This window comes from Psychromonas sp. B3M02 (genome assembly GCF_003318165.1).
GTDB lineage: Bacteria > Pseudomonadota > Gammaproteobacteria > Enterobacterales > Psychromonadaceae > Psychromonas.
Window position 1 is genome coordinate 12735 of the sequence record NZ_QOCB01000097.1, and the last position, 22743, is coordinate 35477.

Consider the following 22743-nt stretch of genomic DNA (forward strand, 5'->3'; position numbering starts at 1 on the left):
TTTATTTAATAAGATTTAATTTAAAACTATCAAGTAGCTGTTTCAACCAGTTTAGACGTTCTGCACTATTTTCCAATGCGATACTGAATTTCAATTTACTTGGCCCGTCAAGTTTAAAGGTATTTGTTTGTGTTTGCAGTAATGAAACGAGAAACATGGGATCAACCTTTGTATGTTCAGTGAAGGTTACTGCGCCACCCAATGCATGGGCTTCAATGCGAGCAATACCTAGTTTTGAACATCTTTGTTTTATTGCGGTGACAGCCACTAAGTTTTTAGTTGAGTCAGGTAATAAACCAAAGCGATCAATTAGTTCTACTTGTATCTCATTAAGTTCATTATTATTTTTACTATTTGCAATACGCTTGTACAAAGATAAACGCATATTCACATCTGGAATATAATCATCAGGTATCAGTGCCGGAATTCTTAATTCAACTTCTGCTTGCGTTGATAATAGGTGCTCTAGACTAGGCTCTTGACCATTGCGTAATGCATCAACCGCCTGATTTAACATATCCATATACAAGTTAAAGCCGATACTGGTAATTTGACCTGATTGCTCATCACCCAATAACTCCCCGGCGCCACGTATTTCTAAATCGTGAGTTGCCAGTGTAAAACCTGCCCCTAAGGTGTCTAATGAGCCAATAGCTTGCAGGCGCTTTTTAGCATCTTTAGTCATTAGTTTAGGTGTTGGTGTTAATAAATATGCATAAGCCTGATGATGCGAGCGACCCACACGACCACGTAATTGGTGTAATTGCGCTAACCCTAAGTGATCAGCACGATTGATGATAATGGTATTGGCAGTAGGAATATCAATACCGGTCTCAATGATGGTGGTACAGACTAGGACATTTTGACGCTGATGATAAAAATCAGACATAACACGTTCAAGCTGTTGTTCATTCATTTGCCCATGGGCAATGGCAACTCTGGCTTGTGGTAATAATGTTTGTAAATCTGCCGCTGCTTTTTCGATAGTTTCAACGTTATTATGTAAAAAGTAGACTTGACCACCACGCATGATTTCACGTGTGATTGCATCACTGATAGTTTGATCGGTACGTTGCTCTACAAATGTTTTTACCGCTAAACGTTTAGCTGGTGGCGATGCGATGATAGACAAATCACGCATGCCATTCATGGACATATTTAATGTTCGCGGAATAGGCGTTGCAGTCAGGGTTAATATATCGATTTGTGCACGCAGACGTTTAATTTTTTCTTTTTGACGTACACCAAAACGATGCTCTTCATCAATAATTAATAAACCTAAATCGGCGAAATTAATACCATCACTTAATAGCTTATGAGTACCAATTAGAATATCTACTTTTCCATCGGCGGCATCTTGTAAAATAAGCTTCTGCTCTTTGGCGGTTTTAAAGCGAGATAACACTTCAATTCTTACTGGCCAATTAGCAAAGCGATCACGGAAGTTTTCAAAATGTTGCTGTGCAAGAAGTGTGGTTGGTACTAGTAACGCAACTTGACGTGCATTATCAGTTGCCATAAAGGCAGCACGCATTGCCACTTCTGTTTTACCAAAGCCCACATCACCACAAACTAGTCTATCCATAGGTTGTGATGAACACATATCTGAAATTACAGCGTTAATAGACAGCGCTTGGTCATGGGTTTCTTGGTAGGGGAAGTCATTACTGAATAAGGCATAATGCTCTTTGTTTAGCTTATATCTAAAGCCTTTTTTAGCGGCGCGTTGAGCATAAATTTCCAGTAATTCGGCAGCGACATCTCGTACTTTTTCAGCGGCACGTTTTTTCGCTTTGGCCCAGGTATCGTTACCTAGTTTGCTGATAGGTGCCGTTTCCACATCACTGCCACTGTAACGGCTGATTAAATGTAATGAGGTCACGGGCACATATAATTTGTCACCACGAAGATATTCTAAGGTAACAAACTCATTAATACTGCCTGATACTTCAATGGTTTGTAACCCTAAATAACGTGCAACACCATGGTCGATATGAACCACAGGTTGGCCTACTTTTAATTCAGCTAGGTTACGGACAATATGCTCAGAGTTTTCCTCTCCGTTATTATCTTTATTTTGATGTCGTCTTTGGGTTATTTTATTGCCCAATAACTCAGTTTCAGTGATAAAAGCAAAAGCTGAGTCGATGATCATAAAACTATGTTCAACACGACTGACGGTAATATGTACTTTTTGTTTTTTGGGTTGACACTCACTTAAGTGATTAACTGATTTTATCGATAATTTAAGTGGGCTCAGCAGTTCTAGTAGAGCTTCCTTACGGCCTGCTGACTCAGCACTTAACAAGATGGTGCCATCGAAACTGTCAATAAAATCACTGATATTTGCTAGTGGATTTTTATCTTTATGGTTAATTCTAATATCAGGCAAGGTGGTCAGTGGTAAATTACTTTTACCTGCCTTAGGCGCGGCAAAAGAGGTATCTTGCAACTGGTATTTAGGAAACTCATTAATACGCTTAAAGCATTGCTCTTGACGCAGATATAACTCAATCGGCTGCAATAATGGACGTAATAAATCAACACCACGTTCATCAAAACGATGGGTAATGGTTTTCCAGAAATCATCGATAGCGGTATTGATATCGCCGACAATGCACAAACGGCTTTGCTGAGGAAAATAATCAAATAGGGTCGCTGTCTCATTAAAAAATAGCGGTAGATAATATTCGATACCAGCGGGTAAATTAGTTTGTGAAATTTGCTGATAGATAGAATCGTTGCTGGTACAAATTTTTGCTGGAAATTTATCTTGATATGCTTGTTTAAAGTTTTCTATCGCCTGTTTATCTGTTGCAAATTCATGAGCAGGTAACATTTTTATCTGTTGAATGGTTGGCAGAGAGCGTTGTGTTTCTGTATCGAAAGGGCGAATAGAGTCTACTTCGTCATCAAAAAAGTCGATGCGGTATGGGGTATCGCTGGCCATTGGGTAAATATCTAATAACGAACCTCGTGCACAAAACTCGCCATGTTCTTGTACTTGGTCAACGGCGTAATAACCCGCCTCCTGTAACTGCTCTCGTAGTAGTTGCAAGTCTAATTGTTGGCCAGTTTTCACCACTAAAGTATTTTGTTTTAAATAACTAGGCGGCGCTAATCTCAATAGCAGGGTAGTCACAGGCACAATCAAAATGCCTTCTTTCATTGAAGGTAATTGATATAAGGTTTCAATACGCGTTGAGATAATATCTTGATGTGGAGAAAAATGGTCGTAGGGTAAGGTTTCCCAATCAGGAAATAGGTTTACTTCGAACTTGTTTTCAGCAAAAAATAATAACTCCTGATGCAACTTAATGGCACTGGGTGTGTCATTAACGATGACAATTAACGGCGACTTTTGTGGGTTGTTTTGTGCGCATTGGCTAATCACTAAACTTTGGCTACTACCGACTAAGTTAGCAAGTTGCTGAGTATCGGTGGTGGATTTTAATGTTTGTATGTCGAGTAAATTGTTCATGTTTTGACTTATTTTATCTGTTTAGTTGCTTAGTAAAGTGTGTGCGAAAATTGCACTATAGAGTCAGGGTATCAGTTTAACCTAGTACAGGTTATTGCTTTGATTCACGTAATTTAGCTCTATCTTTTAGCTGTTGAGATTGTATATGTAAACTCGCTCGAATCAATAACTCTCGATCTTGGTCTCGAATAAGCGTGTAAGTTAATGTACACTGCTCGGCGTTTAATTCGCTGACCGTAGCATAACAATAAATGGCAGATGATTCTTCAGGTAAAAATATTTTTAACCTAACAATATCTTCTTCTTTCAATGTGTTATTGTTTTTTATGATTAAGTTTCCAGCACTAAACTTTATACTTTGATGACGTGATTTTTCTTCATCTTGCTGGGTTAATACATAGCTCAATAGAGTATTTATTTTTTGATTTTGAGCTTGTAAGTATTGCCATAATGCTTTGCTGGTTTCGTTATTTAACTTTAACGGAGCGAGAATGTTTGCGTCGGCTTGTGCTAAATCACTGGCCATACGAAATGGACCTGGGATCTCTTGCTCAAAGGCCAGTTGATTGGCAGGAAGCTGCGTTTTATCAATTGACTTTAAGTTGATTGAAAGTGTGTGTTCTACTAAAAAGTATTCATTATTATTCATATCTACAAACCAAGCAGTGATTAAGTGGTGGCGAAACACCTTATATTAGGAGTTTTGTCTGTCTTAGCGAATAAAGATACATTAGAATGACCGGCATTAAAATGTAATCAATAAGTTAAGGCTACATTTAGTGAGATTAACGGTGCTTTTAGTGCACCTTGTTCTTATCCAATCTGTCTTAGATAATTATTATAAAAGGTAACTATGTTTTATCCTTTAAGTGTTTTCATTGGTTTACGTTATACCAAGTCCAAGCGTAATAACCAATTTGTGTCCTTTGTTTCTTTATTCTCCACTGGTGGCATTATTCTCGGTGTGCTGGCGTTGATCACAGTGCTTTCTGTGATGAATGGCTTCGAAGCGGAATTAAAAGATCGTATCTTAGGCTCAATTCCTCAAGCAAAATTAACCAACCAAGATAACACCATTACGAATTGGCAACAGCGTATAGATCAACTTCCCGTTGATCCTTTAATCATTGATGTTGAACCTATGATCAATGCTGAAGCCATTTTACAAAGTAAGACCGGATTGCAAGGCGTTAAAATTGAGGGGGTTTACCCCGATAAGTACGCCAGTGACACAGTTAAAAGTAATATTGTCGTGGGCAGTTTAGATAAACTGGTAGCGAGTGAATATAACATTATTATTGGTGACCAATTGGCGCGTATGTTAGGGGTGACCATTGGTGATAAAGTGAGAATTACCTCAACCCGTGGTGTGCGTTATACACCTTTAGGTCAGGTGCCTAGCCAGCGAAATTTTACCGTGGCTGGAATGTTTGATGTGGGCTCTGATGTAGATAAATACTTAGTCTTGATGCGTGCTGAAGATGCCGCTCGTTTAATTCGTATTCAAACCGATCAGGTAACAGACTTACGCTTCTATTTCACAGAACCTTTTGCAGTAGAGACTTGGACGCCGCCTACTTTAGCAGAAGATGAGATGATCATTGATTGGCGCAGTACACACGGTGAGTTATTTGCAGCAGTAAAAATGGAAAAGAATATGATCTGGTTGCTGCTTTGTTTAATTATTGCGGTGGCTGCATTTAATATTCTATCTTCTTCTGTGATGGTGGTGACCGATAAAAGTGCTGAAGTAGCGATATTAAAAACCCTAGGCATCAACGCCAATACCATTAATTTAATCTTTATTATTCAAGGTGCATTTAGTGGCATTGTTGGGGCATTAATTGGCACTGGATTAGGCTTGTTATTAAGTACGTATATTAATGAAATCATGTCTTTTTTAGGGTTGCATCTATTAGCCAATGCGTCTGGCGGTACACGTCTGCTGCCCGTTGTACATGAGCCTGTCCAAATAGTATCCATCATGTTGGGTGCAATGTTTTTAAGTTTATTAGCAACTTTATACCCAGCTTACAGAGCCGGTAAAGTTAGCCCAGTTGAGGCATTAAGATATGAGTAATTCAATAGTAGTTTGTCAGGATTTAAGCAAAGTATACCAAGAAGGGCGTTTAGCTACGTCAGTGTTGCAAGGTATTAACTTGGCCGTTGAGCCAGGTGAGTTATTAGCAATTGTTGGGACATCAGGGTCAGGTAAAAGTACTTTATTACATTTATTAGGTGCTCTGGATGCACCTTCAACGGGTGAAGTTATTTTTAATGGTAAAAACATTCATAAGTTATCAGCAAAACAGCAAGCAAAATGGCGTAATCAAGAGTTAGGTTTTGTTTATCAGTTTCATCATTTGTTATCTGAATTTACAGCGTTAGAGAATGTTGCCATGCCGTTGTTGATTGCTGGTGAGCCGATTAAAGTTGCACAACAAAAAGCCTTAGAGCTATTAACCCGTGTCGGTTTAAGTGAGCGTGTTGCTCATCGTCCTTCAGAGCTTTCTGGTGGCGAAAGACAACGTGTTGCTATTGCAAGAGCATTGATTAACAAACCGTCTTTGGTGTTAGCCGATGAACCAACCGGTAACTTAGATGCAAAAAGTGCTGAGTCTGTCTATCAATTGTTAAAAGAGTTAAATGCCGAGTTGGGCACCGCTTTTATTGTGGTCACGCATGATCAACAGTTGGCTAATAAGTTAGATCGACAGTTGTATATGAGTAACGGCATCTTACAGGATACGCAATAATGTTTAGACCTTTATCGTTATTTGTTGGTTTACGTTATAGCAAAGCCAAGCATAAAAACAAATTTGTGTCGTTTATCTCAATGGCCTCTATTTTTGGCATTATTTTAGGGGTCGCAGTATTAATTGTTGGCCTTTCTACCATGAATGGTTTTGAAAAAGCCCTAAGAGATCAACTACTGTCGGTCATTCCTCATGCGGAACTAGAGGTAGTAGAGGGCGATTTCAAAAATGAGAAAGCAATTTTATCCCAAGTCAGAGAACATCCTGGTATAGCAGGCGCGAGCCCTTATATTGTGATGAATGCTTTGTTGCAAAATAATATACATATGAAAGCACTGCAAATGCGTGCAATAGATCCTGACACTGAAACGCAAGTAACAGCCGTTGAGAAGTATATTAAGCAGGGAGGCTGGGAGCTATTATCCACTGCGGATAATAGTATTATCTTGGGTGAGCCCGTGGCTAAACAGCTTAATCTCGCTGTGGGTGATACGGTGACTTTATTATTACCTCAACCTAGCTCTGTTAAATTAAAGGCCCCACGCAAATTTGCATTTACACTCACTGGGACTTTTAAAATGGGTGGTCAAGTTGATACCACCTTAGGCTTTATTCATATCAATAAAGCCAAACAGATTTTGAATGTACAGCATGCAACGGGCATCGCTTTTAAAGTGGATGATGTATTACAAGCACAAACTTTAGTACGTGAAGTGGCTTATAACATTCCTGTTTATATGTATGTGAAAAGCTGGATCACTAGTCAAGGTTACTTATATCAAGATATTCAGATGGTTAAGTCATTAATGTATGTGATTTTATTATTAGTGGTTGCGGTTGCTTGCTTTAATATCGTATCAACTTTAGTGATGGCAGTGAATGAGAAGCGAGGTGATATTGCTATCTTAAAAACCATGGGCGCTAATAAATGGTCATTACGTGCTATTTTCATGGTGCAAGGTGCGTTCAATGGTTTGATGGGCAGTTTATTTGGTGGGTTATTAGGGATTTACCTATCGTTAAATTTAAGCAGTATTTTTGCTGCGATTGAAAGTTTAATTGGCCGTAAGTTCTTATCGGGTGATATCTATTTTATCGATTACTTACCTTCACAAATCGATTATCAACAGGTAATGGTGATCACTGTCGTCGCTTTTGTAATGAGTGTAGTGGCGACGGTTTATCCAGCTTGGACTGCGAGTAATATTGAGCCAGCTAAAGAGTTAGGTTATAGCCATTAAACTCACTCGCTTAATACGAGATAAGGTGCGTTAATCTAACGCACCGTACTCTGTTAGTAAGTCATACACTCCCTGTGCAATGAGTCGGTATCCTTGTGCATTTGGATGTACAGTATCGCTGTGTAAAGCAGGTTTCTTTAATACATCCCGCATAATGTCATTGCCAAGTGGAATCTGATATTCTTTAGCTAATGTCTGGTACTGCTCAATATCAGGTAAAAAGATACTCGCTTCTGGTACTGATAATAACACCACTTCAATGCCTCTATCCTGTGCCATCTCTATCATCTGTGCTAGATTGTCCTGCATCTTATCTAAATTTCTATTTTGTAAAATATCGTTACCACCATGGCAAAGGATCAATAATTGCGGTTGGTATTGGTCTAATAGTTTAGGTAAACGTTTAAGCCCTTGTTGACTGGTTTCTCCATTCACACCTGCATTGATAACTTGCTTATCTAATAACAAACCTAATTGTACTGGGTAACTTTGCTGTTTTTCAGCGCCACGCCCAGAGGTTAAGCTATCACCAAAAGCTAGGATAGGTTGTTGCTGGTTAAGGGGAGTTAACGTGACGGAATCGCTACAGGCCGTTAGTAGGGTAATAAACAATAAACAAAGGTATATTTTCATGGGTTTGGCTCGGCAATAGCAAGGGGTCAATGATGAATATAAATTGTAGGCAAAAAAAAGCGCACTAAAAAGTGCGCTATCATCATTCTTAGTTTTATTAATCGTCTAAAATACCTAGGATGCTCAATAGGTGAACAAAGATATTAAAGATGTTTAAGTATAATGAAACCGTTGCACGAATGTAGTTTGTTTCACCGCCATTGATAATACGGCTTGTATCAACCAGTATTAATCCTGACATGATCATAACCACAACACTGCTGATCACTAATTGCATTAATGGAATTTGTAGGAAGATGTTAGCAATCATTGCCACCACGACAGCAATCATACCAGCCATTAAGAAGCCGCCCATGAATGAGAAGTCTTTACGTGTAGTTAGTACATATGCAGATAAAGCAAAGAAGATAATCGCTGTTGTACCTAATGCTTGCATGATAAGTGCAGGACCGTTAGCCATTGCCAGGTAGTGATTTAACATATTACCCAGTGACGCACCCATCACACCAGTAAACATAAATACCCAGAAAAGACCTTTACTTGAGTCAGCCGTTTTTGAAACAACAAACAACAAACCGAAGCCAACTAGCATTAATACTAATGACATCATTGGACCAATGCCTGCCATTGTTGCAATAGTTGCAGTTACTGCACTAAACGCAAGTGTCATGCCTAACAACATATAAGTATTTTTTAATACTTTATTGATTGAAACTCCAGCACTACCAGTATGAGTGTTAATTGAAGAATTCATAATTTACTCCAGTTGATTAAATAATAATTAATAAACATCATAACACTTGGATTTAGCATGTGTAGTATTTTCGTATCAATTTAGTTAACAGAGTGTGAGCAAGGTAATAGTAATTATAAAAAATATAGTGTTTGTGGTAATAACAATGATATTAAGTAAGTGATCACAATTTTGCGCAGGAAAAATGACTTAGTTCAAGGCGTAATTTAAGTTAAACAATTGTTCTATTTACGAAAATTACAGCGAAGTAATAAGTTATTTTAACAAATAAAAATTGTTCAGTTACTTAGTGTGGTTGGTATTAAGGTCCTATTGATTAAATATTTAACTAAGGCTGCAATTATTTTAACAGGTAATTCAGAACAGTTAATTGATGGGGTTGCTACAGGGGTCAGTTATGGTGAAGAGGGTAGTAAACCAATGACAATACTAGAAATATTGTTGAGGAGTCATAAAAAAGGCACCGAAGTGCCTTGATAGTATTAGTATTTAGAAAGGGCTTATTTAGCGCCTTCGATGATACCAACAAATTCTTCAATGATTAGTGCAGCACCACCAACTAAACCACCGTCGATATCAGCTTGAGCGAATAGCTCTTTTGCACTGTTTGCTTTAACACTACCGCCGTAAAGGATTTGTACTTTCTCCGCTACTACTTCGCTTTGTGCATTTAACCATGAACGGATATGTGCATGAACTTCTTGTGCTTGCTCAGAAGTTGCAACTTTACCTGTACCGATAGCCCATACTGGCTCATATGCGATTACTGAGTTTTCAATTGCAGCAATACCAGCAACGTCGATTACTGCTTTTAGTTGTGCTTCAACAACAGCAAAAGTTTTATCAGTTTCACGCTCTTCTAGTGTCTCACCGATACAAAGAACAGGTACTAGACCATTTTCTTGAATAGCAACAAATTTAGCTGCAACAACTGCATCTGTTTCGTTGTGGTATTGACGACGCTCAGAGTGACCAACTAAGCTGTATTTAGCACCAAACTCTTTAACCATTACTGGTGAAGTTTCACCTGTGAATGCGCCAGAAACGTTTGTGCTTACATCTTGACCACCAAATTCAATGCTGTTGTTTGCTGTTAAGTTAGCAACTTGCTCAATGAAGATAGCCGGTGGGCATACTGCAACTTCAACATTGCTCGCTGCATCAGCTGCGCCTTCAATGCCTTTGATTAATGTTGCAACTGACTCTTTAGTACCGTTCAGTTTCCAGTTACCCATTACAAGAGGTGTTCTCATGTTTAACTCCGTTAGTTTATTAAAATTGTATGCTTTTCAGACATTTTGGTAATTAAAAATCACTTCACTTACCATTTTGTGATCTATCCCAGTAAATTATCTGTTATCAACTGTAAATACAAGTAAGGCTTGACTGAAACTCCCATTTTTATTGTGTTCAATCAATAAAGTCTTAGTTTACTTGGGTAAATTGCACTGCGGGTTGCTGTTGATAGAACTCATTGTCTGTATTTTCTTCACTGTGAGTCGGATTAGAGAAGGACTCTTTATCAAAGGCAATATCGCCACCATCAATCACGCCAGATTGATTATTAATCGACTTAAAGTCAAATAGCGCAGTGTCTGCTAAATGCGATGGCACCACATTCTGCATTGCGGTAAACATGGTTTCTAAGCGGCCTGGAAATTTTTGATCCCACTCACTGAGCATCTCTTCAGTTAATTTTCGTTGTAAATTTGGTTGAGAACCACATAGATTACAAGGAATAATTGGGAACCTCTGTAATGTTGCAAAGGCTTCAATATCTTTCTCTTTACAATAAGCCAGAGGGCGGATCACAAGATGTTCTCCATTGTCCGAGACTAATTTTGCTGGCATTGATTTCATTTTTCCTGCAAAAAATAGGTTAAGCATCATAGTAGCGAGCATATCGTCACGGTGATGCCCTAAAGCAATTTTTGTTGCACCAATTTCTTTTGCGGTATTATATAGGATGCCTCGGCGTAAACGAGAACATAGGCTACAGGTAGTTTTGCCTGGCTCTAACTTTTCTGTGACTATGCTATAAGTATCTTGCTCGACAATTTTGTAATCAACACCTAATTTAGATAGGTATTCAGGTAGGATGTGTTCAGGGAAGCCCGGTTGCTTTTGGTCTAAGTTAACGGCGATGATATCAAAGTTAATTGGCGCAACGGCCTTAAGCTGACTCAGCATCTCTAAAAGTGTGTAACTATCCTTTCCGCCCGATACACAAACCATGACCTTATCGCCATCTTCAATCATGTTGTAATCTGCGATCGCTTGACCCGTTTGTCTACGCAACACTTTGTTTAATTTTTTGAGTTTAAATTGTTCTTTTTCTGAAAGTTGCTGCGTCATTGTAAGCCTTGTTTAGGGAGAGTTAAAAGCACGCGCATTGTATAAAAAGAGAAGTGTAGATGTAAAGGGCTGAACTGACTATTCGCCCTTTGTGTTTTAGCCTTTATAGTGGGGTAGGGCGAGCAATTAAGAAACCTTGTATGCCATCAATATACATATGCTCTAGGATATGTTTTTGCTCAAGTCGTTCAATCCCTTCGGCGACTACTTGACATTCCATGCGATGAGCAACATCTATGATCATGCGAATAAATTGCTGGTTAGTGCTGTCATGTTCGATATCCACAATTAAACTAGAGTCAATCTTAATGTAGTCAGGTTTTAACTCTTTAAACAGACGGAATGAACAGATACCTTTACCGAATCGACAGATGGCAGATCGACTGCCCGCACGTTTTAACATGTCAAAAAAGCGTTTGCTGGCGGTAAGGTGGTTATCTAGCGGCTTTTCATGCACTTCAAATACTAATGAACCGGCAATATCAGACTCTTTTAAGAGCAAACGTTCTAACCAAATAAGAAAGGCGCTGTTTTGGATACAGGCATAACTGACGTTAATGCCCCAATGCGTATTAAAATCACTTTTTTGTCGGTAATTGGCAATAGTGCGTTCAATAATTAATTGCTCAAGTTTCACAATCATATCGATGCGTTGTGCCATTGAGAAAATAGTACTGGCTGGAATGATGTTATCGTTTTCGCCTAAAAAGCGGGTATAAATCTCTTGATACCCTTTCATATTACGATGAATAGCTTGCACCGGCTGCTGTAAAAAAGTAAATGAGCGTTTCTCAATCACTTCGTTGATCACGGCTCGCCAATGTTGCTCTCCTAATTGGAACTCACTGTGCTCTTCAAGCGCCCATGCATTGGGTCCAGCTATTTGTGCTTTGGCCAGGGCAATATCAGCTCTTGCTAACACATGCTCTGGTAACTGTTTAGCTGAAACTCGCGTCATACCATTAAAAGCTACACTTTCAAGGTTATGGGTGGCCTGGTATTGGTCAAATTTAAATTTTAATTCATCACTGAATTTGTGTGCATCAGTAGTGGTCATGTTATGTGCAATAACGGCAAAGTCTGACCCACTAATACGGAAAACCTGTGTGTTGGCATAATTTAATGCAACTTGCTTAATAATTTTGGCAACATTAAGTAAGTAGTGATCACCTTGTTGAAAACCGCGACTGGCATTAACCGTTGATAATTCGAAAATTCTAATCACAGATAAGATGGCATGATCTTGGTTGTTGTCACTGGATAATAGCTCAGTTAGTTCAGAGCGAAAAGCATGACGATTATTTAACTCAGTGAGACTGTCTCGATTGGCCTGATTGCTTAACTTGTTTATTCTCATCTCTTTATCAGAAACATCAGACTTTAAGTTCCTGATTTTTTGCTTAATTGCCTTAGCCGCTATGGTAAAGATAGATTTTACATCACTGTCATCTAGTGTTTCTTCAATCAATAACTGTTCATTTTTTCTAAACAAGGTTAAATAAAGTAGGTTGCAGAACAGGGTAGTGATCACTAAAGCCGCTACAATTAACAAGATGATATGTTGATATAGCGTAGAGTATTCCAAATTTTTGACTGAGTATTCAATAACTTGGTTTGTAGAAATAGAGTGTTGTGTCGAGGGAGAGATAGGTAATATTTTACGGAATAATTGCGCTTCTTTTTGCTCTATGTAGGTCAGTGGTGCCGATAAACGGTCATTGGTTACCTTAATATAACTAAAGTTATTGATTTCGATTTTATGTTTTAAATCTGCTTCAGAGGTGATGTCATTTAACACTGCAAGTCGCTTATCTAGACCGTATTGCTGCTGTTGTTTGGAGAGGATTGGGTTAAATAAAGCTTTAATAACAAACACTAATGCAATAATGATCAATATAATAAGAAAATTAGATACCCAAAAATTCCGTCCAAGGTTGTTCATCTTTCAACTCCTTTGGTCTTACCTATTGAAATACTCATTTTCTTTACGATTAAGTATAGGCTTAAAATGACTATTTGCTGCATATACTTGATTCGAATAAGAGAATGGATGAACAGCATCACATTCCAACAATGATATGATTAATAATTAATTTTTTAATTATATAGCAATTTTAAATCATTATTTAGTTTTTTGTTGATTAATTGTTACATCAATTGGGTTATTTGAACCTTGGTCGTTTTAACACCTAAAGAGACTGAAATGACTATGGTAGATGCTATTAAAGGGGGGAAGGGGGTCATTGCGAGTATAGACACGGCAGTAACAGGGTAACTGCCTTTTAATTGTTTAAAGAATGCAACTGTTCAGATTTGTGATTATTTACGGTAATCAGGTTGGTGAGTTAAGAGTAAATATTTAGTTTGTTCATGTTGTGGGCGTTCACAGACCTCTTCAGCAGGCCCTTTTTCGACAATTTTGCCTTGATGTAACACCATAATTTGGTCACTCATATGCTTTACAAGGTGCATATTATGAGCAACAAATATGTAACTAAGGCCTTTTGCTTGTTGAATTTTTAATAATAGATTAACAATTTTAAAGCGAAGAGAAATATCCAAAGTGGTTAAGATTTCATCCACTAAAATAATATCTGGATTTAGGATCATCGCCCGAGCGATAGCCACCTGATGCTTCTGCATACCCGATAACATTTCGGGGTAAAAAGCTAAGTAATCGGGTAATAGACCCACTAATTTTAATGTATCTAAAATACGTTGATAACGTTGTTTAGCATCTAGGTTAGTATTTAACTCAATAGGCGCGTTAAGTATTTTTCCCACTGTCATCTTAGGGTTCAGTGAACTGCTTGGATCTTGGAATATCATACGCACTGCTACGCAGCGTTTATGGGAACTTAATGTACAAATAGATTCGCCATTGATATAGATATCACCAGAGCTTGCCTTGAGTACACCTGCAATGGTTCGTACTAATGCACTTTTTCCTGATCCACTTTCGCCAACCACGGCTAACGTTTCACCTTTTTCTAAAGTAAAACTCACTGGTCCAAAGGCTACTTTTTCGCGACTACTAAAAAGACCATAGGGTTGCTTAAAGCTTTTACATAGATCGGTTACTTTCAATAATGACGACATAACTAACTCAATTTACTAGGGTAATGGCAACGGTAACTATGACCTTTTTTTATGGTTAAGGTTGGATTCTTAACGCATATCTTTTGAGCCTTAGGACACCTTGGACCGAGTCGACAACCGATGGGTAATTGGTTTGATGAGGGAATATTACCCGGTAAGGTATAAAGCTGTGCTTTATGCTCATGAAACTCTTCATTATTAATCATGGTTTTAAGCATCGCTTGTGTATAAGGGTGCATTGCTGAGCCCATAATCTGTTTATAGGAGCCTGACTCTACACTCTGCCCGCAATAGACTAGGGTCATGTAATCAGAAATACTGCTGGTATTGGCAAAGTTGTTACTCAAAATTAATAGCGTTGTGTTGTTCAGTTGATTAAGTTTATATAACAAACGATATATTTGCGATTGTGTCACAGCCTCCATGGCTGTTGTCGGTTCATCGGCAATGATCAATCGTGGATTATTGGCAATCGCCATCGCTATCATCACCTTTTGGCAAACACCCTCAGACAATTGATGTGGAAAACTTTTTAATACCGCGACATCATTCTGTATACCTACTTTATGCAATAGCTCTTTTATTTGTAAGCGCCTTGAAGGCACACTGACCCGCTTAATTTTACTGAGAATTGGTCTAAAACGTTGTTGCCAAGTTTTTTTAGGCAATACCGATTCTATCTGTTTACGTATCCGTTGACTTGGGTCTAAGTAAGAACTTGGCTCTTGAAAGATCACTGATATTTCAGTGCCTAGTATATTCCGTCGCTCTTTGACAGAAAGCTTAGTGAGATCGGTTTTATCCAGGAACATACGGTCAGCAGTAACGGTCCAGTTACTGCTGTGCAAACCTAAAATTGCTTTCGCTATTAAGGTTTTTCCTGAACCTGATTCACCGATTAAGCCATGAATCGAGCCATCAACAATATTCAATGTTGCTTTATCAATCACACGAATCTTGCCTTGAGCGGTTTCGATATCAATACTGAGGTTTCTAATATCTAATAAAGCCATTATTCTTCCCCCTCGATCACTGCGTGACGTAAACCTTCTGCAAAGACATTGACGATAATGATGATAATAAAGATAGCCAGACCAGGAAAAGCCACTAACCAAGGTGATAAATAAATTAACTCCATGCTATTGGCGATTAAGGCTCCTAGTTCTGTTTGCGGTAATTGCGCCCCAAAGCCTAAAAACCCTAAAGTTGCGATCTCTATAATCGCCATAGTAAATAGACGGTTTAAGATAGTGATAGTAGGCTCAAGAATGTTAGGTAAAATACCATATCTAAATAATCGCGTTTTTGCAGCCCCATCTAGTTGTAAAGCAATAATATATTGTTTATTTAACTCTTGTTCTATGGCTAAAAAGCTGGCTCTAATAAACTGTGGTAATAAAGACAGTGCAATGGCGATCAAACAGTTGATATAACTCGGGCCAAAAAAAGTAATTAATATCAGCGCAGATAGTAATGACGGGATAGCTAATAGGGCATCCAATAGATGATGTAAAATACTGGCTTTTACCCCTTTTGTTAAGGCCGCACCCGCACCAATCGTCATACCAATAAGAGAAACGAAAAAGGTAATGATTAACGCGCCGCCTAAAGTATATTGTACACCATGAAACAAGCGAGATAGGGTATCGCGACCTAGTTCATCAGTGCCCAACACATGGTCAATCGTGCCACCTTCAACCCAATAAGGTGGTAACAACATCTGTTCAGGATCTTGTAATAATGGTGGGTGAGGTACTATCCAGGATGCAAATAGTGAGATAAAAATTAAAATGACAATGGCCCACATAGCCAATACTGCAATGCTTTTGCTCTTAAAAATAGACCAAATATAACGCAGTGGCGATTGAATTTTATCTTCATTAAAGCCGTTATTAATTAGCATATAACGAACCTCTTCTAATCGGGCTAATAATCACCATCATGATTTCAATAGCAATACTAAATATTAAAATAAACCCAGTGATAATTAACATGCCAGCAGGTAACGCGTGATAATCTCCTGATTTTAAGGAGTTGTAGAGCCAGGTGCCTATACCGTTTAAATTAAATACAATCTCAATGGTCATGGCAAAAGAGAGTATGGTGCTGAGTTGTAATCGTAGCTGCGGAATAATTGGCGGCAGGGCGTTATTTAAAGCATGTACAAATACAATTTTGGTACGAGAGAAACCTTTAGCATAAGCGGTTTGAATGTAATTACTGCGCATCACCATGGTCATTGAGTGCCGTGTTAAACGGACAATTTCAGCAATTAGAAAGAAGGACAATACCGCCGCAGGTAATATTAAGTGTGCAACGCGGTCAAAAAATGCAAACAGGCCATATTGCGGGGTAACAAATAAGGTATCTATTAATAAAAACCCAGTGACTACTGGTACGTCGTAAACTAAACTCATATTACCATCCACGGGTAATATATCCCCCCATACACTTGGTAATAATCCGGCCATCACACCGACCCAAAATACCGGCAAGGCTAATCCTATAATAGCGATAGTCATGATCGCGTAATCTAATTTAGTATTACGGAATAATCCTGCTAATAAACCCAATGGAATGGCGATGATCGATGAGAACAATAGTGCAACAAAACACAGTTCTAAAGTTGAAGCAAAGAAGGTTAAACCTCGTTGTAATAATGGTTGATGGTTTAATGCAGAGTGACCAATATTTGCACTTAATAGATCCCATAAATAAGCAAAATATTGAAGAATATAATCTTGCGCGATAGGTGCTTTCGTTTGGTGATGTATTAAAATGGTACGATCAATGGCAAAGGCGAGTATCGTTAAAATAAACGCCGTGATGACTAATAGATTTAAACGTCTTATTAAGAATGACAGCATATTAATTCAGATCTTGTTTAATGGCATTTTGAAAGTTAATACCGGTTAATGGATTAACTTCTACGTTTAAAATTGTTTTAGCAATTGCATCTAATCTTAAAACATGTGCGATGGGCAGATAAGGTCTTTGCTCTTGGATTTGGTCTTGTATTTGGTAATAATTTCTAATGCGTTGAGCAAAGTTACTCTCAGTTAATGATTTATCCAGTAACGCTTGTGTTTTTGCATCACACCAGTAACTAGTATTACCTGTTTCTGGGGTTGAGTGACAGCTCAATAGTGGTCTAAAAATACTGTCAGGGTCTTTTATATGGACATTAATCCCAGTTAGGTACATATCATAATCACCCCTGTTGAGATGCTCCTGTAAACCATTATCGTTCACGCTGACAATCTTACTTTGCACACCAATGGCTAATAAATTAGCTTGAATTAATTCCGCTGTTTTATGGAAGTTTGGGTTAAATACATTAGCGCCATCGGGCAATACTATCTGTAGCGTTTGAGAAAAATCATATTGTGCAGTGATTAACTCTTTTTTAGCTTGTTCTGGATTAAATAGTGTCTCATTAAAGCGTGGTTTTAATGCCCATGACTGCTTACTTAATAGCGTGTCGGTTTGTGTTGCGCTCTGAAAATAGACGGCTTGTAAAATAGTTTCTGTATCGATTGCTTTAGCTAATGCGCGTCGGATTTGAGGCGCTGCGACTTTTTCAGCTTTAGTATTAAATGCAAGTAAGGAAATATTAGCTGTTGATTTGCTATTTAAGCTAATATTTTTATTTTGGCTAATGGTCTCTAATTGACTCGCAGCAGGGTAAGAGATGGCATCACATTCACCTGATAAGAGCTTTGCATAACGTTTAGTTGCACTGGGATTAGTGAAGAAGATAAGGTCGTCTATATTACCCAATGAGTGCCAATACTGCTGGTTTTTTTGATAACGAATGGTGCCATTACTATCATAACTTTTAAAAGAGAATGGCCCTGTGCCGATAGGTTTAAAGTCGATCTGTTCTGGTTGACCTTGTGTCATTAGTTGCTCTGCATATTCCGCCGAATGTATGACGGCATAGTGCGCAGCTAGATTAGCAAGTAATGTCACATCTGGTTTTGATAAAACAAACTCAACGGTGTGATCATCAATTTTGTTAATAGAAGATAATAATTCAGTGAAAGGGTGGTTATAGAAATAATTCACCGTTTTGTTGTTGATAATATGGTAAGGGTGCTGATGATCAAACATACGATTAAAGCTAAACAGTACATCGTCAGCATTAAAATAACGGCTAGGGGTAAAATAATCGGTTTGATGAAAGCTCACATTCTCACGCAAAGTAAAACGATAGCGCAATTTATCTTCACTTTGTTGCCAGCTGGTGGCTAAATCGGGAATAAACTCATTGGTATTAGGATCTATTTTTACCAAACGACTAAACAATTGATGTGTAGTGGCATCTAAACTGGCTATGTCGTCACTTATTTGCGGATTGAATGATGTCGGTTGACTATCAGTACAATAGATAAGCGTATTTTGTGTTAATGTTTTGTTTTGGTAACAACCACTTAGGGTAGCAATCAAAGACAATAAGCAAATTAAACGCATAGCATTATTTTATTCCATTATGATAATTATAGTGCTCATCGGTATAGGATAAACAATATCAGGGTAACTTAATATTTAATAAGTTAATTCAATTATTTACTAAAATCAATCTCACTGATATCAGCTAATTATAATCTAACTTACGTTGAATTTGATAGCACAATATAACTGCTATCAAAGCAAAGCTAACGCTGCCTAGTGCTTGCCCAACAAGTATGCCATGTGCGCCGTAATAATAAGCACCGATACTTACAAAAGGGATAGTGCCTAGTGTCATTTTTCCAATATTAAGTAAGGTGGCTAGTTTTGGGTGCCCAACATTATTCAAAAAGGACATGGCAACCAGGTTCATCGCCACAAAAATAAAACTAATGCAGATATATTGGCAGAAAAAACGCAATAAACTAGCTGTTTCCCCTTTAGCATTAAACAACATCACTACCCACTCTTGAGCAAAGGAAAGTAGTAAAGCCACTACTAAAACATAACGAATAATAAAGTTTAAGGCGTGGTTTAGGGTTGATTTAACGCGAGCAAATTGTTGTGCTCCCATATTTTGACTGATGATAGGTCCAATCGCACCTGGCATAGCAAACAGGATCATGAATATCACAGGGATTAAACGACTGATCACTGCCCATGCTGCAACAATATCTGTGCCTAATTTTGCAATCTCATAAGTCACATAGAGATGGGTAAGTGGTGTGGCTAACTGGGTAATACAGACAGGAATCGCGACCTTAGTGATATCAGGCATGGCATGTTTAATTCGCTGGATATCTATTTGAGGAATAAAGTTTGCTTTAGTGAACAGATAATAGATAGCTAACCCAACCATAGTAGCGCGTGCAAGTAACGACGCAAATGCTGCGCCTTTAATATCTAAATCAAAATAAAATATAAAAAGTGGATCTAATAATAGATTCACTACACCAGCTGAAAGGGTACAGAGCATAGCGACTTTTGCCTTACCTAAAGCGCGTAAAGTGGCAATAGCTTGCATACCCAATGCAACGATAGGGAAGGTGATAATAGTAATAGTAAGGTAGTCATAAGCGGCCTCTAAAACTAGGCCTTCGGCACCGATCATTTGTAGTAACATTTTAGCGTTACAAAACACTAAGAGACTTAACAGCAGACTGATAATAATAGTGATCAAATAACTGGCCATTGCGCTATGTTGAGCGGATTGATATTGTTTTTGGCCAATTTGCCGCGCAACAACTGCAGAGTTAGCAATCATCATGGCAATGGTAAAAGAGGTGGTAAAAAATAAAATAGCAGCTGCGTAAGCAATGGCCGAAAGTAAATGCGGCTGTTTTAATAAACTGATGAAGTAGATATCGATTAAATCCACAATAAAAAAGACACTTAACCCAACTACGTTGGTCAGTGCCATTTTTATAATGTGATGGGAGACATCACCTTGTGTAAATTTAGCGGTTAAGGGCATGCTTAACTAACATGTAAATTTGCAAATTTATCAAGTAATTGCTCTTGTGTCTCAATATGCTGTGGGTCAGTAATAATGCAATTTATTGGGCAAACTGCAACACAGGTTGCTTTTTCGTAAAAGCCCACGCATTCGGTACACAAATCGGGATTGATTTCGTATATCTCTGCGCCAAATGTGATCGCTTCGTTAGGACATTCGGGATCACACATATCGCAGTTGATACACGTTTCTTCGATTAATAATGCCATATTATTTACTGTGCGGCTGACGGGTATCATTACCCTGAGTTAAGTTACGCATTAATAAACCATGGTTTAAATCTATCTCTTTAGGAATCGGCATAAATAACGTGTGACCAGAGCCTGGTGCAACATCTACTAGTTCGCCTTTACGGTTTTGCAATGCTTCAAGCTTAAAGTTGATATTACCCTGCGGTGTCATTAATTCTAACTTATCACCCACTAAGAATTTGTTTTTAACGTTCACTTCAGCCAAACCATTATTATCACGACCGATTATCTCACCAACAAATTGTTGAGTCTCACTCATAGAATAACCAAAATCGTAATTTTGATATTTATCATGTGTGTGTCGGCTTAAAAAACCTTCAGTGTATCCACGGTGTGCTAAATTTTCTAAGGATGACATTAATAAAGGGTCAAAAGGTTTACCAGCAATCGCATCATCCATGGCTTTACGATAAATTTGTGCGGTACGTGCGCAGTAATAAAAACTTTTGGTACGGCCTTCAATTTTCAAAGAGTGTACGCCCATCTTTAATAAGCGCTCAACATGTTGAATTGCACGCAAATCTTTAGAGTTCATAATGTAAGTACCATGCTCATCTTCATAAGCAGGCATATATTCACCGGGGCGGCCTTGATCCTGTAGAAGGAACATTTGATCCGTAGGTTGACCTTCTCCTAAAGTGGGTTCAACAGGTTGAATCGCGACTACATCGCCGGTTTCATTTTGTGTTGCTTCATGGGCATCGTATTTCCAGCGACAAGAGTTAGTACAAGTTCCTTGGTTCGGATCTCGTTTATTGATGTAGCCTGATAATAGGCAGCGGCCTGAATAGGCCATACATAACGCGCCATGTACAAATACTTCTATTTCTATTTCTGGACAGTGAAAACGGATATCTTCAATTTCATCCAGTGAAAGCTCACGAGATAGGATCACACGTTCAATCCCTTGTTTATACCAGAATTTAACCGTCGCCCAATTTACTGCGTTAGCCTGCACACTTAAATGGATTGGCATATCAGGGAATACTTCACGTACCATCATGATTAAACCTGGATCAGACATGATCAATGCATCTGGTTTTAAATCAACCACAGGTTTCATATCGCGAATAAAGGTTTTTAATTTAGAGTTATGTGGTTGTATATTACATACAACGTATAATTTTTTACCTTGAGCATGTGCTTCGTTAATACCAATTTGTAATTTTTCAAGATTAAATTCATTATTACGAACACGTAAAGAGTAACGGGGTTGACCGGCGTAAACTGCATCTGCACCATATGCAAAAGCGTAACGCATGTTTTTTAAAGAGCCTGCTGGCGATAATAGTTCAGGTTTCATCGGTCCCTCTAGGTTAAAAATCAAACAAAATAACTTATAAATAATGTGGAGATTCTACTTGTTTTTACAAAAAAGGGGTAGAAGAAGTGGATAAACATTAACTATTCATAATAAATATCATTAAATTAGCTGGAATAAGCGGCTAGAGCGATAATTCGTTTCACATTTAATAAACGCATCATTATACTACTGAATAATTTTCTTAATGATAATCAGAGATTTACTCTGGCTATCTTTCAACATCGTTTTTAAATATTAGGTTTTACATGGAAAACACAGAAAAGTTTACAAATAACAAACAAATCATTGCCTTCTTAACAGAACAGTTTCCAGCTTGCTTTATTGCTGCATCTGAGTCTGCAAAACCATTAAAAATTGGTGTGTTTCAAGAATTAGCGGCTCGTTTAGAAGATGAACCTCGTGTAAGCAAAACACAATTACGTGGTGCATTACGTCAATACACAATGAGCTGGCGCTACCTACACTGCGTTAAAGCAGGTGCTAAGCGTGTTGATTTAGACGGTGTTGAAGGTGATGAAGTATCACAAGAACATGCTGACCATGCTCAACAGTCACTAAAAGAAAGTAAAGAAAAAGCATTCGCAAATAAAAAGAAAAACGATGCGGCTAAAACGCCAAATCGTGCAGCTAAAAAAGTGGCTATTCCAAACCGTAAAAAAGAAGCACCAAAAAAAGCCGCTAAAAAACCTGAGATTGATTTAAGCCAATACAAAGAAGCTAATCACAATGAACTAAAAGTGTCTCAGCCAGTCAAAGTCTTGCTAGGTAAGTCTCCCGTCTCTGCTACAGTAGTAGAAATCTTAAAAGAAGAAGTTCAAGTGCAACTAGATTCAGGAATGGTTGTGAAAGTGAAAGCTAAGCATTTAATCGTATAAAAGGTC

At 38.1% G+C, this 22743-nt stretch carries 20 protein-coding genes; 5 read left to right on the forward strand and 15 right to left on the reverse strand.

Annotated elements, in window-relative coordinates; translation table 11 throughout:
- Window position 1 precedes the first annotated feature (1 nt).
- Window positions 2-3481 (reverse strand): transcription-repair coupling factor, encoded by a 3480-nt coding sequence (mfd, locus tag DS885_RS10355; RefSeq protein WP_113819357.1) that lies wholly within the window; start codon window positions 3479-3481, stop codon window positions 2-4.
- Between the two features lie 91 nt (window positions 3482-3572).
- The gene (locus tag DS885_RS10360) at window positions 3573-4130 is read right to left on the reverse strand and encodes a PilZ domain-containing protein (RefSeq protein WP_113819358.1); all 558 of its coding nucleotides are present in this window, start codon (window positions 4128-4130) and stop codon (window positions 3573-3575) included.
- A 204-nt stretch (window positions 4131-4334) separates the two neighbouring features.
- Between DS885_RS10360 and DS885_RS10365 the strand changes: the two genes are divergently transcribed.
- From DS885_RS10365 to lolE, 3 genes are read left to right on the forward strand one after another with little or no spacing between them, the layout of a single operon-like run.
- The gene (locus DS885_RS10365; RefSeq protein WP_113819359.1) at window positions 4335-5561 is read left to right on the forward strand and encodes a lipoprotein-releasing ABC transporter permease subunit; all 1227 of its coding nucleotides are present in this window, start codon (window positions 4335-4337) and stop codon (window positions 5559-5561) included.
- A complete protein-coding gene (lolD, locus tag DS885_RS10370; protein WP_113819360.1) occupies window positions 5554-6237 on the forward strand; it encodes a lipoprotein-releasing ABC transporter ATP-binding protein LolD in 684 nt (227 codons plus the stop codon). Before DS885_RS10365 ends, lolD begins: the two co-directional genes overlap by 8 nt.
- Window positions 6237-7478, forward strand: a complete 1242-nt coding sequence (lolE, locus tag DS885_RS10375) for a lipoprotein-releasing ABC transporter permease subunit LolE (RefSeq protein ID WP_113819361.1) — start codon at window positions 6237-6239, stop codon at window positions 7476-7478. The genes lolD and lolE overlap by 1 nt, the downstream gene beginning before the upstream one ends.
- Window positions 7479-7508: 30 nt before the next feature.
- On the opposite strand, the gene DS885_RS10380 is transcribed toward lolE, so the two are convergent.
- Together DS885_RS10380 and DS885_RS10385 are read right to left on the reverse strand one after the other, a co-directional pair.
- Window positions 7509-8111: an arylesterase gene (locus tag DS885_RS10380; RefSeq protein ID WP_113819362.1), complete on the reverse strand. Its 603-nt coding sequence runs from the start codon at window positions 8109-8111 to the stop codon at window positions 7509-7511.
- A gap of 97 nt (window positions 8112-8208) precedes the next feature.
- Complete coding sequence (locus DS885_RS10385) at window positions 8209-8865, reverse strand: Bax inhibitor-1/YccA family protein (RefSeq protein WP_113819363.1); 657 nt, start codon at window positions 8863-8865, stop codon at window positions 8209-8211.
- Window positions 8866-9177: 312 nt separating this feature from the next.
- Between DS885_RS10385 and DS885_RS17535 the strand changes: the two genes are divergently transcribed.
- Complete coding sequence (locus DS885_RS17535; protein WP_181817757.1) at window positions 9178-9342, forward strand: hypothetical protein; 165 nt, start codon at window positions 9178-9180, stop codon at window positions 9340-9342.
- Between the two features lie 23 nt (window positions 9343-9365).
- On the opposite strand, the gene tpiA is transcribed toward DS885_RS17535, so the two are convergent.
- The 11 genes from tpiA to trhP all read right to left on the reverse strand — a co-directional run bounded on the left by tpiA (window position 9366) and on the right by trhP (window position 21841).
- Window positions 9366-10118, reverse strand: a complete 753-nt coding sequence (tpiA, locus tag DS885_RS10395) for a triose-phosphate isomerase (RefSeq protein ID WP_113819365.1) — start codon at window positions 10116-10118, stop codon at window positions 9366-9368.
- Between the two features lie 172 nt (window positions 10119-10290).
- Window positions 10291-11220: a tRNA 2-thiocytidine(32) synthetase TtcA gene (ttcA, locus tag DS885_RS10400; RefSeq protein WP_113819366.1), complete on the reverse strand. Its 930-nt coding sequence runs from the start codon at window positions 11218-11220 to the stop codon at window positions 10291-10293.
- A gap of 103 nt (window positions 11221-11323) precedes the next feature.
- Complete coding sequence (locus DS885_RS10405; RefSeq protein WP_113819367.1) at window positions 11324-13162, reverse strand: EAL domain-containing protein; 1839 nt, start codon at window positions 13160-13162, stop codon at window positions 11324-11326.
- A 377-nt stretch (window positions 13163-13539) separates the two neighbouring features.
- Complete coding sequence (locus tag DS885_RS10410) at window positions 13540-14319, reverse strand: ATP-binding cassette domain-containing protein (protein WP_113819368.1); 780 nt, start codon at window positions 14317-14319, stop codon at window positions 13540-13542.
- Between the two features lie 2 nt (window positions 14320-14321).
- On the reverse strand, window positions 14322-15332 hold the full coding sequence (locus DS885_RS10415) for an oligopeptide/dipeptide ABC transporter ATP-binding protein (RefSeq protein WP_113819369.1): 1011 nt from the start codon (window positions 15330-15332) through the stop codon (window positions 14322-14324).
- Window positions 15332-16222, reverse strand: coding sequence for an ABC transporter permease subunit (locus tag DS885_RS10420; protein WP_113819370.1), 891 nt, complete (start codon window positions 16220-16222; stop codon window positions 15332-15334). The genes DS885_RS10415 and DS885_RS10420 overlap by 1 nt, the downstream gene beginning before the upstream one ends.
- A complete protein-coding gene (locus DS885_RS10425; protein WP_113819371.1) occupies window positions 16212-17186 on the reverse strand; it encodes an ABC transporter permease subunit in 975 nt (324 codons plus the stop codon). Before DS885_RS10425 ends, DS885_RS10420 begins: the two co-directional genes overlap by 11 nt.
- Window position 17187: 1 nt before the next feature.
- Window positions 17188-18792, reverse strand: coding sequence for an ABC transporter substrate-binding protein (locus tag DS885_RS10430; protein ID WP_113819372.1), 1605 nt, complete (start codon window positions 18790-18792; stop codon window positions 17188-17190).
- A 124-nt stretch (window positions 18793-18916) separates the two neighbouring features.
- On the reverse strand, window positions 18917-20245 hold the full coding sequence (locus tag DS885_RS10435; protein ID WP_113819373.1) for an MATE family efflux transporter: 1329 nt from the start codon (window positions 20243-20245) through the stop codon (window positions 18917-18919).
- A gap of 2 nt (window positions 20246-20247) precedes the next feature.
- Entirely contained in the window at window positions 20248-20496 is a 249-nt protein-coding gene (locus DS885_RS10440; protein ID WP_113819374.1) for a YfhL family 4Fe-4S dicluster ferredoxin, read from the reverse strand.
- Window position 20497: 1 nt separating this feature from the next.
- Complete coding sequence (trhP, locus tag DS885_RS10445; RefSeq protein WP_113819375.1) at window positions 20498-21841, reverse strand: prephenate-dependent tRNA uridine(34) hydroxylase TrhP; 1344 nt, start codon at window positions 21839-21841, stop codon at window positions 20498-20500.
- 266 nt (window positions 21842-22107) lie between these two features.
- Here trhP and proQ point away from each other — a divergent pair, with 266 nt between their 5' ends.
- Complete coding sequence (gene proQ, locus DS885_RS10450; protein ID WP_113819376.1) at window positions 22108-22737, forward strand: RNA chaperone ProQ; 630 nt, start codon at window positions 22108-22110, stop codon at window positions 22735-22737.
- Window positions 22738-22743: the final 6 nt, after the last annotated feature.